Raw genomic sequence first — 13,758 nt, 5'->3', positions numbered from 1 at the left:
ACGGACTCCTGTATTCACGAAATGTCCCCGGCGCGAATGACACGTTCGCTGCCATCCGCCAAGCGCAGCCGCAGCGCGCCGTCACTTTCGTCCAGCCCCGCAAAGCTGCCGGAGAGTTTAGACCCGTCGGTATCGTGGACGGTGAGCGGCGCGCCCTGCGCATGGATCGACCCTGCAAGAAAGGCGTGAAGCGTCGAGCCAAGACCGCCACTGCGCCAATGTGCAAGCCTGTGGGCGAAGGCTTGCGCAAGACTGGCAGCGAAGTCCTCCAACGGCGGCGGGGTTACGACATCGGCCAGCGCGGCGGTCTTGCGGTCCGGCAATTGCGGCGCACGCGCGAGGTTGACCCCGATGCCGGCGACGATCTGCCCGCGCACCATTTCAAGCAGGATACCCGACAGCTTGCCGCCGTCCAGCAGCACGTCGTTGGGCCACTTGAGCGCAAGTTCGGCACCCTCCTTCAGCACACCCGCAGCAGCATCGCGCACTGCCAGCGCGGCGACGAAACTGAGCGAGGCAAGCGGCGGATCGCCCTCTTGGGGAACTATCACAGTCGATCCCATGAAATTGCCTGCGCCGTCGAACCATTCGCGTCCCTGCCGTCCGCGACCGGCGTTCTGGCGGCGTGCAACCAGCCACTGCCCATGAGGCCAGTTCGCACCCTCGCGGATCGCGGCGGCACAATCGGCATTGGTCGAGCCGGTCTCCTCGACCAGATGGATAGGCGAAAGGGTCGTCAAACCGTAAGGAACAGGGACGCGGCGGCCTTGTCCGCCAAATCGGTCAGCGACGGGGTCAGCAGATAGCCGAGCGGCGAGATGATCGCTGCGGTCAGCCCCAGCAGCGCCCAGTGCCCCGCCGGGCTCTTTCCGGTAACGGCGCCGACCGGTTCATCGAAGAACATCACCTTGACGAACTTGATATAATAGAACGCCCCGATCACGCTCGCAGCGATGGCAATCGCGCCGAATGCGACCAGACCTGCCTCGATCGTGGCCTGAAACACCACGAACTTGCTGTAGAAGCCGAGCAGCGGCGGAATGCCCGCAAGGCTGAACATGAAGAAAAGCAGCGCCCAGGCAATGGCCGGCTGCGTGACCGAAAGGCCGCGGATATCGGCGAAGGTTTCGAACAGCGCGCCATCCTCGCCGCGCAGCATCAGCAGCGCGACGAAGCTGCCGAGACTCATCGCGACATAGATGAACAGATAGACCAGCATCGCGCTCGCCCCGTCCTGATTGGCGACCGCAAGGCCGAGCAGGATAAATCCGATATTGTTGATCGAGGAATAGGCCAGCAGCCGCTTGAGGTTTTCCTGACCGATCGCGCCCAACGCGCCGAAGATGATCGAAGCGAGCGCGGTGAACATCACGATCTGTTGCCACGCGTCGACTTGCCCGCCGAACACCTCGAACACCACACGGGCGGTCAGGGCGACCGCGGCAACCTTTGGCGCGGTGGCGAAGAAGGCTGTCACCGGCGTCGGCGCGCCTTCATAAACGTCGGGCGTCCACATGTGAAACGGCACGGCAGAGATCTTGAACGCAAGGCCGGCCAACACGAATATCAACCCGAACAACGCGCCGGTGCCCAATTCCCCGGTCAGGCCCGCCCGCACGGCAAGGAAGCCGGTGCCGCCGGTAAAGCCGTAGAGCAGGCTCATGCCGTAAAGCAGAATGCCCGAGGCCAGCGCGCCCAGCATGAAATATTTCAGCCCCGCCTCGCCCGAGCGCGTATCGCGCCGCAGGATCGCGGCCAACACGTAGGCCGAGAGGCTGTTGAGTTCGAGCCCGAGATACAGGCTCATGAAATCATTGGCCGAAACCATGATGCTCATGCCGACGGTCGCGAACAGCACCAGCACCGGATATTCGGCGCGCATCACCCGTTCGGTTCCGGCAGCGGCGCTGTTGAAGAAGGCGGGGGCGACCATCAGCGCGCCGATGGCGGAAAGATAGATCAGCGCCTTGGCGAACAAGGCGAAGCTGTCGACCTTCATCAGCCCACCGAACGCCAGCGTGGCCGGGCCGTCGGTTCCGAAATGGAGGCCCGGCACCAGCATGAAGCCCGCACCAAACAGGGCCGCAGCGGCGAGAATGGTGACGAGGCGCGCGGCCTTGTCCCCGGCCCATGCGGCCACCAACAGCAGCACAAGGCCCGCCGCAACCAGCAGCAGTTCAGATGCGATCAGCGCAAAAGAAGGCGCGAAGTCCATCAGTGTGCGCCCTCCCCGGCGGCATTATCGTGGTGGAGCGCATTGGCGGCTTCGTCACGCGGAGCGCCGGGCGCGAGGCTCGCATCGGAAGCGGGAGCAGCGGCGGCAAGGCGGGCATCGAGCACCGCGATGTCTGCACGCATCGGCGCGAGAAAGCTTTCGGGGTAAACTCCCATCCACAGCACCGCTGCAGCGATCGGCGCCATCATCGCCCACTCGCGCGCCGAAATGTCACGCATCGCGGCCGCATCTTCGTTGACCTGTCCGCCGAATGCCACACGGCGATAGAGATAGAGCATGTAGGCGGCACCGAGGATGATGCCGGTGGTCGCCACCAGCGCAACAAGGCTGGAGGTCTGGTAGATGCCCGCCAACGCCAGAAACTCGCCGACAAACCCGCTGGTGCCCGGCAGGCCGATGCTGGCCATGGTGAACAGCAGGAAGAACAGCGCGTAATAGGGCATGTTGATCGCCAGCCCGCCATAGCGTGCAATCTCGCGGGTGTGCAGCCGATCATAGATCACGCCCACGCACAGGAACAGCGCGCCCGAAACGAGGCCGTGGGAGAGCATGATGATCACAGCGCCTTCAAGCCCCTGCACATTAAAGGCGAACAGGCCGACGGTGACAATCGCCATGTGCGCGACCGAGGAATAGGCAATCAGCTTCTTCATGTCGGCCTGCACCAGCGCGACCAGCGAGGTATAGACCACCGCGATCATCGACAGGATAAACACCAGCCACGCGAAATCGGCGGATGCTTCGGGAAACATCGGCAGGCTGAACCGGATGAAGCCGTATCCGCCCAGCTTCAGCAGCACGCCCGCCAAGATAACCGATCCTGCGGTTGGTGCCTGCACGTGCGCATCGGGTAGCCAGGTATGCAGCGGCCACATCGGCACCTTGACCGCGAAACTCGCGAAGAAGGCCAGCCATAGCCATGTCTGCGCCCCTGCCGGGAAGTCGTATTGCATCAGCGTCGGAATATCGGAAGTGCCCGCTTCGGCCACCATCCAGAACATCGCGATCAGCATCAGCACCGACCCGAGCAAAGTATACAGGAAGAACTTGTAGCTCGCGTAGATGCGGTTGTCCCCGCCCCACACGCCGATGATCAAATACATCGGGATCAAGCCCGCTTCGAAGAAGACATAAAACAGGAACAGATCCTGCGCCGCGAAGGTGCCGATCATCAGCACTTCCATGAACAGAAAGGCCGCCATGTATTCGCCGACGCGCTTCTTGATCGCGTCCCAACTGGCAAGGATGCAGATCGGCATCAGGAACACGCTGAGCATGATCAGCAGCAGCGAAATTCCGTCGATTCCCAGTGCGTAGCTGAAGCCCGCAAAAAGATCGGCGCGCTCGGTGAACTGCCATTGCGGGCCGCCAATCTCGTAGCTGGACCACAGGACGATACCCAGGCCGAAGGTGGCAAGCGTCGCCCCGAGTGCGACCCAGCGCGCAAGGTTCGCGCCCACGAACAGGCACGCCAGCGCGCCCGCAAGCGGCACGAGCATCATCAGTGACAGGATGGGAAGGCCTTCCATTACGAAGCGCGCTCCTAAAGCAGAACGAAGGTGATAGCGGCGACCAGCCCGAGCAGCATGATCAACGCATAAGTGTAGACGTAGCCCGACTGGATGGACTTGGCCGCGCCAGCGCTGCGATCGACCACCCAGGCAATGCCGTTGGGACCAAAGCGATCAATCGTGCCGATATCGCCGAGCTTCCAGAACTGCCGCCCGAACCAGAAGGCCGGCTTGACGAACATCGCGTCATACAACTCGTCGAAATACCACTTGCGGTAGACGAAGTTGTGCAAGCCGGAGAAGGTAGCCACGAACTTGCCGGGTATATCGGGCTTGGCAATGTAGGCGAGGTAGGCGCCAGCAAGGCCCAGCAGCATCACGATGGTTGCGGTCAGCTTCACCCACAGCGGCACGACGTGCAGCGCGTGGATCAGATTTTCGTTGAAGTAGATCGAGCCGCCCCAGAAAGCCTCGCCGTCGATGAAATCATACTTGAACGCGAAGCCTGCAAAGATTGCGCCCAGCGTCAGCACCCCTAACGGGATCAGCATCGAGACCGGGCTTTCATGCGGATGGTAGCCGGCCGTGCCGTCGTCCTCATGCGGTGAGGGCACCGAATGTTGCGCGTCGTGGCCAGCGTCTTCCTGCTTGGGCGGGTTGGCGTGGTCAGGATCGTCGTGGCCGTGGTGGACGGCGTGCTGGATATGCTCCGACAACGCCCAGCGCGGCTTGCCCCAGAAGGTGAGGAACATCAGGCGCCACGAATAGAAGCTGGTCAGCAAAGCGGCGATGGCGCCCGCCCAGAAGGCGAACTGGGATACGCCTGTGCCGCGCGCCCATGCTGCTTCCAGGATCGCGTCCTTGGAATAGAAGCCTGCAAAGCCGAACACGCCCAGGACACCGACGCCGGTGATCGCCAGCGTGCCCGCGAGCATCGCGTAGAAGGTCAACGGGATGTGCTTCCGCAGATTGCCGTAATAGCGCATGTCCTGTTCGTGGTGCATCGCGTGGATCACGCTGCCTGCACCGAGGAACAGCAGCGCCTTGAAGAACGCGTGCGTGAACAGGTGGAACATCGCGACGCCATAAGCGCCAACGCCGGCAGCAAAAAACATGTAGCCCAATTGCGAGCAGGTCGAATAGGCGATCACCCGCTTGATGTCCCACTGGGTCGTGCCGATGGTCGCTGCGAAGAAGCAGGTGGCAGCGCCCACGATGGTAACGATGGTCAATGCGGTCGGCGCGGTTTCGAACATCGGCGACAGGCGGCACAGCATGAACACGCCCGCCGTCACCATGGTCGCGGCGTGGATCAGCGCGGACACCGGGGTCGGCCCCTCCATCGCATCCGGCAGCCACGTGTGCAGGCCCAGCTGCGCCGATTTGCCCATCGCGCCGATAAACAGCAGAATGCACAGGATATCCATCGTATACAGGCGCATGCCGACGAAGGTGATGGTCGATCCGCTCATCGCCGGAGCAGCGGCTAGGATCTCGGTGATCGAGGTGGTCTGGAACACCAGAAACGTGCCGAAAATACCGAGCATGAAGCCGAGGTCGCCCACGCGGTTGACCACAAAGGCCTTGATAGCCGCGGCACCCGCGCTCGGCTTCCTGAACCAGAACCCGATCAGCAGGTAGGAGGCAAGGCCCACCCCCTCCCAACCGAAGAACATTTGCACCAGGTTATCGGCCGTCACCAGCATCAGCATGGCGAAGGTGAACAGCGACAAGTAGGCGAAGAACCGCGGCTGATCCGGGTCCTCCTCCATATACCCCCAAGAATAGAGGTGCACGAGCGCTGAGACCGAGTTGATCACAACCAGCATCACCGCCGTAAGCGCGTCAACACGCAGCGACCAGTCGAAGTTCAGCGAGCCGCTTTCGACCCATTTCAGAACTTCGATCACTTCGGCATTCTGATCGCCGCCGAGAAAGCCGAGGAAAATCGGCCAACTCAGGCCCGCCGACAGGAACAACGCGCCGGTGGTTACGGATTTCGCCGCCACATTGCCGATCATTCGGTTGCCCAGCCCTGCGATCAGGGCAGCGAGCAACGGCGCGAAAACGATTATGAGAATGGGATGCACGGGCGGTTTATCCCTTCATCCGGTTGATATCGTCGACTGCGATCGAACCGTGGCCGCGGAAGTAGATCACCAGAATGGCAAGTCCGATGGCAGCTTCCGCCGCCGCCACCGTTAGCACCAGCATGGCGAAGACCTGCCCCACAAGGTCCTGCATGAAGGCGCTGAAGGCGACAAGGTTGATGTTCACCGCCAGCAGGATCAGTTCGACCGCCATCAGGATGACGATGACGTTCTTGCGGTTGAGGAAAATGCCCAGCACCCCGAGCACGAACAGGATCGCGCCTACGGTGAGGTAATGTTCGATGCCGATGCCACCTGGATTGATCATAGCTCGACCCCCTGCCCGATCTCCGGGTTTTTCATGACAGTTGCATCCTCAGGACGGCGGCGGGTCTGCTTGTCGACATCCTGCCGCGCGCGCGCGCCGGGCTTGGGCGCCTGAAATGTCAGCACGATCGCACCGATCATCGCCACCAGCAGGATAATGCCCGCAATTTCGAACAGCAGGATGTAGCGGCCATACAGCAGCGCACCCAGCGCCTCGATATTTCTTACCCCGGTCGCCTGCACCGCGATGCCATCAGGGGTGCCAAGCTGGATGCCGCCCGCGCTGTATGCGCCCGCTGCCAGCAGCAGTTCGGCCAACAGCACAGCTGCCACCGCCAACCCCAGCGGCGCGTTGCGGCTGAAGCCTGCGCGCATCGCGGCGAAATCGATGTCGAGCATCATCACCACGAACAGGAACAGCACCGCCACCGCGCCGACATAGACGATCACCAGCAGCATCGCGATGAACTCCGCCCCCACCAGCACCATCAGGCCAGCAGCATTGAAGAACGCCATGATCAGCCACAAGACCGAATGCACGGGGTTCTTCGACATGATTGTCATCACGGCGGCGGCGACCACGATGGTCGCGAAGAAATAGAAGGCGATGGCCTGTATCATGCTGGTCCCCAACCTTTCCGATCCGCCCGCTTTGCGTGGCGAAGGGAGAAGCCGTCCTTACTGATCCCAAAATGCGTGTGCGCGGGTCTGGCCGGAGCCCGGCCCGAGCGGTTCGTGTTTTCTGTGGCGCGCCCTAGCGGTAGGGGGCGTCGGCTTCAAGATTGGCCGCGATGGCCCGTTCCCACTTGTCACCATTCGCAAGCAGCTTGGCCTTGTCGTAGAGCAGCTCCTCGCGGGTTTCGGTGGCGTATTCGAAATTCGGCCCCTCGACGATGGCATCCACCGGGCAGGCTTCCTGGCAGAAGCCGCAATAGATGCATTTCGTCATGTCGATGTCGTACCGCGTGGTGCGGCGGCTGCCGTCTTCACGCGGTTCACTCTCGATGGTGATCGCCTGCGCGGGGCAGACGGCCTCGCACAGCTTGCAGGCGATGCAACGTTCCTCGCCGTTCGGATAGCGCCGCAGCGCGTGCTCGCCGCGAAAGCGCGGGGAGAGCGGCGACTTTTCGAAGGGGTAATTGATCGTCACCTTGGGCTTGAAGAAATACTTCATCGTCAAGGCGTGCGCCTTGAGGAATTCCCAGAGGGTGAACGACTTGATGAGGTGGGCAACGCTCATTGGGTGGCCTCAGTTGGACTGCTGGTCGGAAAACAGAAACCCATCGCTTGGTGCGAATTGGGAATTCCATCGGATTGGATCGTATGAGTCGCGACGAATGATGTCGATTGCAGTTGGCCCCGCAAAAACGTCTGCTGGACGCCAACGACGCTCAGATTGCCGCCATCGAATCCTACTAACCTTAAAAGGACATCAGTGTCTTCGGCAGACGAGTATCTATTGGGCAGGAGTTCATTGAACAGTACCCGCCGCTTTGTATCGAGGCCGAGATGGATATCTCCTGAGATTTCCGCAGACCCGTGATTATCCAGCACCAAAGCAAATTCACTCTGCCGCCCTTCGTTGCTCGATACCTTGCACCGCAGGGAGTAGTTCCGTCCATCCCATGGCCGATCGGGGAGAGCCTTCGTGAGAGGATCGGGCGCACGCCTTAACTCAATCGGGGGCGGTTCTGCCGTTTGCACCGCCAAGGCGGTCAGCAGGGCAATTACAGTCATCTCACCTGCCCCCCGAAATGCCCCGTCGCCATGATGAGTTGGAGAACGACGCTCATGACCGGGCTCTCGCAGCTTCAGGCTGCGCAGGGGCGGTTTCGACGAATGCGGGCGGAACTGCGGCAGGATCAGGCACGAAGTCAGGCGGCCGGTCGAAATGCCCCGTCGCCATCAGCCACCCGCTGGTCACCGCGACGAACAGCAGGCTAATCGGCAGGAACACCTTCCACCCGAGGCGCATCAGCTGGTCGTAGCGGTAGCGCGGCACCGTCGCCCAGATCCAGCTGAACATCAGGAAGAACATGAAGGTCTTGAGCAGGAACCACACGATCCCCGGCACCAGATAAAGCGGCGCCCAGTCGATCGGCGGCAGCCATCCGCCCCAGAACAATAGCGTGTTCAGCGAGCACATCAGCAGTATGTTGGCATATTCGCCGAGCCAGAACAGCGCGAAGCTCATCGAGGAATATTCGGTCTGGTAGCCCGCGACCAGCTCGCTTTCCGCCTCGGTGAGGTCGAACGGCGCGCGCGCGGTTTCGGCCAGCGAGGAGATGAAGAACACCACCCACATCGGGAACAACAGCGGGTGCACCACATAGGCGTTGATCACGCCCAGCCCGAAGCCCTGCTGCGCATACACGATCCCGCTCATGTTGAAGGTGCCGGCGAACAGCACCACGCACACCAGCACGAAGCCGATCGACACCTCGTAGGAGATCATCTGCGCCGCGGCGCGCATCGCCGAGAAGAACGGGTATTTCGAGTTCGACGCCCACCCGCTCATCACCACGCCATAAACGCTAAGCGAACTGATCGCGAGAATGTAGAGCAGGCCCACGTTGATGTTGGCGATCACCCCTCCGTCCCAGAACGGGATCACCGCCCACGCGGCGAGCGCCACGGTAAAGGTGATCACCGGCGCGAGCAGGAAGATGCCCTTGTTCGCGGCGGTCGGGATGATGGTTTCCTGCAGGAATACCTTGAGCCCGTCAGCGAAGCTTTGCAGCAGGCCGAACGGCCCGACCACGTTTGGCCCACGCCGCATCGACACTGCACCGATCACCTTGCGGTCGACATAGATCACCATGGCGACGCTGAACATGACGAGCAGCGCGACGATGACGATCGCCGCAATGGTGGCAATGCTCCAAGCCCATTCGTAGCTTAGGCCGAGCGATTGGAAGAAGGCGGTCATTCCGCAGCCTCCTTCGCATCGGCGCCGTGCAGCAGTTCATCCGAACAGCGCTGCATTACCGCGCTGGCGCGGGCGATGGGATTGGTGAGGTAGAAATCCTTCACCGGGTAGCCTGCGACTTCACCTTCGGCCTTGGCGCCAGAGTCCGCATTGGGCAGCGCGCCGTAATCGGCGAGGCCTTCTTCGCCCAAAGCGGGGACGGCGGCGATCATCTTGCTCTGCAATGCGGCGAAGCTGTCGAAGCCGACCGTCACACCCAGCGCATCGGCGAGCGCACGCAAAATCGTCCAATCCTCGCGCGCGTCGCCGGGAGCGAAAACGGCCTTCTCGGCGAACTGCACCCGGCCTTCGGTGTTGACGTAGGTCCCGTCCTTTTCGGCGTAGGATGCACCGGGCAGGATGATGTCGGCGTGATGCGCGCTCTTATCGCCGTGGTGGCCGATATAGACCTTCAGCGACCCTGCGTAGGGCGCATAATCCATTTCGTCCGCGCCGAGGCTGAGCAGCACCTTGGGCGCTGCCTTGGCGATGTCGGCCATGCCGCCCGGAACCGTGAAGTCCAGCATCAGCGACGCCATGCGCGCTGCCGAAATGTGCAGCACATTGAAACCGTTCCAATCGGCCTTCACGAGGCCGAACTTGTCGATCAGCTTGAGCGCCGCAGGAAGCGCGCCCTTGGCCAGCGCCGCCGCGCCGACGATCACTGCCGGGCGCTTGGCCGACTTCATGACGTCACCCAATTCCTTGGGCACGCGGTTCAATATCTTGAGATCAGAACCGAGGAAGGTCGCCGGATAGGTCGGGTCCCATTCGGGGCCGATGATGTAGACCTTGGCCCCCGCCTTCACCGCCTTGCGCAGGCGGACGTTGAGCAACGCAGCTTCCCAGCGGATGTTGCTGCCGATGATGAGGATCGCGTCAGCAGTTTCGATCCCCGCAAAGGTGCTGTTGAAATTGACCGCGGCAAGGTTCGACACGTCGTAGGTCATGCCTGTCTGACGCGCTTCGGTCATCTGCGAATCGCAGGCATTGACCAGCGTCTTAGTCGCAAACATCGTTTCGGCATCCAGCAGATCGCCCGCCACTGCCGCAATGCTGGCTTTATCGCCCTCCAAAGCGCCCGCGATCATGCCGAAAGCTTCGGTCCATTCGGCGGGCTGGAGCTTGCCATCCCGGCGCACCCAGACGCGGTCGAGCCGGCGCTTGGAAAGCCCATCGACCTGATAGCGGCCCTTGTCGCTCAGCCACTCCTCATTGACGTCGTCGTTGATGCGCGGGAGCGCGCGCATGACTTCCCGGCCGCGCGAATGGAGCGTGATGTTCGCCCCCACCGCGTCGGAAACGTCGATACTGAGCGTTTTCTTCAATTCCCACGGCCGCGCCTCGAACGCGTAAGGCGCACTGGTCAACGCGCCGACCGGGCACAGATCGATGACATTGGCGCTGAGTTCATGCGCCGCCGCCTGTTCGAGATAGGTGGTGATCTGCATATCCTCGCCGCGGAATAGAGCACCGATCTCGTCCACGCCCGCGATTTCCTCGGAGAAGCGCACGCAGCGGGTGCAGTGGATGCAGCGGGTCATGATCGTCTTGATCAGCGGGCCCATGTATTTCTCGGTCACCGCGCGCTTGTTCTCGTGATAGCGCGAGCCGCCGCGGCCATAGGCGACCGCCTGATCCTGCAGATCGCACTCGCCGCCCTGATCGCAAATCGGGCAATCGAGCGGGTGGTTGATGAGCAGGAACTCCATCACCCCTTCGCGGGCCTTCTTGACCATCGGGCTATCGGTACGGATTTCCTGACCCTCGGCAGCGGGCAGCGCACAGGAGGCCTGCGGCTTGGGCGGCCCGGGCTTCACCTCTACCAGACACATGCGGCAATTGCCCGCGATGCTGAGGCGCTCGTGATAGCAGAAACGCGGGATTTCCTTGCCGGCGAGCTCGCACGCCTGCAGCACAGTCGCCCCCGCCGGGACTTCGATTTCCTGACCGTCTACGCTGACTTTAGGCATTATTCGGCTGCCTCTGCAAACTTGGCATTATGCTCCACGATCCGCCGCTCCAGTTCGGGGCGGAAATGGCGAATCAGCCCCTGAATCGGCCACGCCGCGGCATCGCCTAAGGCGCAAATGGTGTGGCCTTCGACCTGCTTGGTGACCTCGTGCAGCATATCGATTTCCTCGATGGCCGCATCGCCGGTGCGCAGGCGCTCCATCATGCGCCACATCCAGCCCGTGCCTTCGCGGCAAGGGGTGCACTGGCCGCAGCTTTCGTGCTTGTAGAAATAGCTGAGGCGGCTTATCGCGCGGACGATGTCGGTGGACTTGTCCATGACGATCACCGCCGCGGTGCCGAGGCCTGAGCCCAGTTCCTTCAGCCCGTCAAAGTCCATCGGTGCCGAACGGATCTGTGCTGCCGGGACCAGCGGCACGGAGGAACCGCCCGGGATCACCGCCAACAGGTTATCCCACCCGCCGCGAATGCCGCCGCAGTGCTTTTCGATCAGTTCCTCGAACGGGATGCTCATCGATTCTTCGACGACGCAGGGCTTTTCCACGTGGCCGCTGATCTGGAACAGCTTGGTGCCCTTGTTGTTCTCACGCCCGAAGCTGGAGAACCACGATGCCCCGCGCCGCAAAATCGTCGGCGCAACCGCGATGCTCTCGACATTGTTGACCGTGGTGGGGCAGCCATACAGCCCCGCGCCCGCAGGGAACGGTGGCTTGAGGCGCGGCTGGCCCTTCTTGCCTTCGAGGCTCTCGATCATCGCGGTTTCTTCGCCGCAGATGTAGGCGCCCGCGCCGCGATGCATGAACACGTCGAAGTCATACCCAGAACCGCAGGCGTTCTTGCCGATCAGGCCCGCATCGTAAGCCTGCTGGATCGCAGCCTGAAGCACCTCCGCCTCGCGGATATATTCGCCGCGCACGTAGATATAGGCCGCCCGCGCGCGCATCGCGAAGCCCGCGACCAGCGCGCCTTCGATCAATTTATGCGGATCGTGGCGCAGGATTTCGCGGTCCTTGCAGCTGCCGGGTTCGGATTCGTCGGCGTTGATGACGAGGAAGCTCGGACGACCGTCACGCGATTCCTTTGGCATGAAGGACCACTTCAAGCCAGTTGGGAAACCCGCCCCGCCGCGTCCGCGCAGGCCGCTGGCTTTCATCTCTTCGACAATCGCGTCCGGCCCGCGCGCGAGCAGCGCCTTGGTATCGTCCCAATCGCCGCGCGCCTGCGCTGCCTTCAGGCCCCAGTCCTGGAACCCGTAGACATTGGTGAAGATGCGGTCCTTATCCGCGAGCATCGCCGTCGTCCTTATTTACAATCTTGTTCCTGGCCTGCCTCAGCCGCACCAATGACAGGATCTGCAAAGCCAGAGCCGCCGCCATGAATACGATCCCCTGACTCAGGGCTCCGGTCGCGCTGAGATAGGCGCCCACCGCAAACAGGATGAGTCCGCCGAGCGCCAATGAAAGCGTCCCGCCGGTCATCCGATCACTCCCTGATTGAACAGCGCGGCCAGCACCACGAGGATGAGGATAATCACCCCGACGCGCATCAGGCCCATCAGCACCTTGTAGGCGAGGAAGGCCAGCAGCAGCGCGCCGATGATGGAGACGGCTTCGGTCATGCCTGCCCCTTGCCTTTCAGCAACCTGCCGGCCGCGCCGAAGCCGCCGAACAGGAAGCCCAGCAGAATCCAGACCACCCAGCGATCACCCTGCACGAACTCGAAGATACCCAGCGCAAGAAACATCAGGCCGATAAGCCCGCCACCAGCTTGAAGCTTGTTCCCCATCACCACTCGCCTCGATAATCGTGGTTCTCGGTGACCATTTCTTTCAGCGTCGTCGGCCCGCCTGCAGGCTCCGACGTGTGCCGACCCGGCTCCTGCGTGCCAGCCTTGGGTTGCTGTCCGGCCGCAAGCGCATCCAGCACCGCATCGAGGCGTTCGGGCGTCAGGTCTTCGTAATTGTCGTCGTTGATCTGGACCATCGGCGCGGTGGCGCAATTGCCCATGCATTCGACTTCGGTGAGGGTCCAGAGCCCGTCTGCCGAAACGTGGCCCTTCTCCATGCCGCGCTTCTTGCAGGCGGCGATGATGTCGTCGCTGCCGCGCAGCATGCAGGGCGTGGTGCCGCACACCTGCACGTGGAATTTGCCGACGGGCTTGAGGTTATACATGAAGTAGAAGCTGGCGACTTCGAGCGCGCGGATCACCGGCATCCCGAGATATTGCGCCACGTATTCGATCACCGGCAGCGGCAACCAGCCTTGCGTATCGGTCTCCGCGCCGACCTGCCGCTGGGCGAGATCGAGCAGCGGCATCACCGCCGAGCGTTGCCGCCCCTCGGGGTACTTGGCGATGTGCCAATCGGCGGTTGCCTTGTTCTCCGGCGTCCACGCGAAGTCGCCCCAGCGGGCGCGCAGTTCGGGAGTGTCGGGAGCGGGGGTACGGTCAGCCACGCTGTTTGCCCTTGAATTTGAACAGGTCCGGTCGTTTCGCTGCTGCGAACCAATAGATCGCCAATACCGGAACGAGGCCAATCGTAGACGCCCAGTTGAACCCGAGGCGATCACCAAAGGCATCCACGGACGCATATTGGGCCACCTTGGCAATGGCGATGGCAGCCATGATGCCAAGCACCGTTAGAGCAAATCGGAC

Annotated in this window: 16 protein-coding genes; all 16 read right to left on the bottom strand. The window is 62.2% G+C overall.

Annotated features, from left to right (window positions below; translation table 11 throughout):
* Positions 1–14: 14 nt before the first annotated feature.
* Positions 15–740, bottom strand: coding sequence for a biotin--[acetyl-CoA-carboxylase] ligase (locus tag J3454_RS01595; protein WP_349512009.1), 726 nt, complete (start codon positions 738–740; stop codon positions 15–17).
* Positions 737–2,215: an NADH-quinone oxidoreductase subunit NuoN gene (nuoN, locus tag J3454_RS01590; protein WP_349512008.1), complete on the bottom strand. Its 1,479-nt coding sequence runs from the start codon at positions 2,213–2,215 to the stop codon at positions 737–739. The genes J3454_RS01595 and nuoN overlap by 4 nt, the downstream gene beginning before the upstream one ends.
* Entirely contained in the window at positions 2,215–3,765 is a 1,551-nt protein-coding gene (locus J3454_RS01585) for an NADH-quinone oxidoreductase subunit M (protein WP_349512007.1), read from the bottom strand. The genes nuoN and J3454_RS01585 overlap by 1 nt, the downstream gene beginning before the upstream one ends.
* 14 nt (positions 3,766–3,779) lie before the next feature.
* Complete coding sequence (gene nuoL, locus J3454_RS01580; protein WP_349512006.1) at positions 3,780–5,837, bottom strand: NADH-quinone oxidoreductase subunit L; 2,058 nt, start codon at positions 5,835–5,837, stop codon at positions 3,780–3,782.
* 7 nt (positions 5,838–5,844) lie between these two features.
* Positions 5,845–6,165: an NADH-quinone oxidoreductase subunit NuoK gene (gene nuoK / locus J3454_RS01575; RefSeq protein WP_349512005.1), complete on the bottom strand. Its 321-nt coding sequence runs from the start codon at positions 6,163–6,165 to the stop codon at positions 5,845–5,847.
* A complete protein-coding gene (locus J3454_RS01570) occupies positions 6,162–6,785 on the bottom strand; it encodes an NADH-quinone oxidoreductase subunit J (protein ID WP_349512004.1) in 624 nt (207 codons plus the stop codon). The genes nuoK and J3454_RS01570 overlap by 4 nt, the downstream gene beginning before the upstream one ends.
* 133 nt (positions 6,786–6,918) lie before the next feature.
* On the bottom strand, positions 6,919–7,404 hold the full coding sequence (nuoI, locus tag J3454_RS01565) for an NADH-quinone oxidoreductase subunit NuoI (protein ID WP_349512003.1): 486 nt from the start codon (positions 7,402–7,404) through the stop codon (positions 6,919–6,921).
* Positions 7,401–7,901: a hypothetical protein gene (locus J3454_RS01560; protein ID WP_349512002.1), complete on the bottom strand. Its 501-nt coding sequence runs from the start codon at positions 7,899–7,901 to the stop codon at positions 7,401–7,403. The genes nuoI and J3454_RS01560 overlap by 4 nt, the downstream gene beginning before the upstream one ends.
* Positions 7,902–7,953: 52 nt before the next feature.
* A complete protein-coding gene (gene nuoH / locus J3454_RS01555) occupies positions 7,954–9,093 on the bottom strand; it encodes an NADH-quinone oxidoreductase subunit NuoH (protein WP_349512001.1) in 1,140 nt (379 codons plus the stop codon).
* Positions 9,090–11,105 carry an NADH-quinone oxidoreductase subunit NuoG gene (nuoG, locus tag J3454_RS01550; protein ID WP_349512000.1) on the bottom strand — a complete coding sequence of 672 codons (2,016 nt, stop codon included), beginning with the start codon at positions 11,103–11,105 and terminating at the stop codon, positions 9,090–9,092. The genes nuoH and nuoG overlap by 4 nt, the downstream gene beginning before the upstream one ends.
* Positions 11,105–12,397, bottom strand: a complete 1,293-nt coding sequence (gene nuoF, locus J3454_RS01545) for an NADH-quinone oxidoreductase subunit NuoF (RefSeq protein ID WP_349511999.1) — start codon at positions 12,395–12,397, stop codon at positions 11,105–11,107. Before nuoF ends, nuoG begins: the two co-directional genes overlap by 1 nt.
* Positions 12,384–12,584, bottom strand: coding sequence for a hypothetical protein (locus J3454_RS01540; protein ID WP_349511998.1), 201 nt, complete (start codon positions 12,582–12,584; stop codon positions 12,384–12,386). The genes nuoF and J3454_RS01540 overlap by 14 nt, the downstream gene beginning before the upstream one ends.
* Positions 12,581–12,724, bottom strand: a complete 144-nt coding sequence (locus J3454_RS01535; RefSeq protein WP_349511997.1) for a hypothetical protein — start codon at positions 12,722–12,724, stop codon at positions 12,581–12,583. Before J3454_RS01535 ends, J3454_RS01540 begins: the two co-directional genes overlap by 4 nt.
* On the bottom strand, positions 12,721–12,891 hold the full coding sequence (locus tag J3454_RS01530; protein ID WP_349511996.1) for a hypothetical protein: 171 nt from the start codon (positions 12,889–12,891) through the stop codon (positions 12,721–12,723). The genes J3454_RS01535 and J3454_RS01530 overlap by 4 nt, the downstream gene beginning before the upstream one ends.
* A complete protein-coding gene (nuoE, locus tag J3454_RS01525; protein WP_349511995.1) occupies positions 12,891–13,559 on the bottom strand; it encodes an NADH-quinone oxidoreductase subunit NuoE in 669 nt (222 codons plus the stop codon). Before nuoE ends, J3454_RS01530 begins: the two co-directional genes overlap by 1 nt.
* Positions 13,552–13,728 carry a hypothetical protein gene (locus tag J3454_RS01520; RefSeq protein WP_349511994.1) on the bottom strand — a complete coding sequence of 59 codons (177 nt, stop codon included), beginning with the start codon at positions 13,726–13,728 and terminating at the stop codon, positions 13,552–13,554. Before J3454_RS01520 ends, nuoE begins: the two co-directional genes overlap by 8 nt.
* Positions 13,729–13,758 lie beyond the last annotated feature (30 nt).

The organism is Erythrobacter sp. NFXS35, from assembly GCF_040148725.1.
GTDB lineage: Bacteria > Pseudomonadota > Alphaproteobacteria > Sphingomonadales > Sphingomonadaceae > Erythrobacter.
This window is presented reverse-complemented; position numbering and strand designations above follow the sequence as displayed.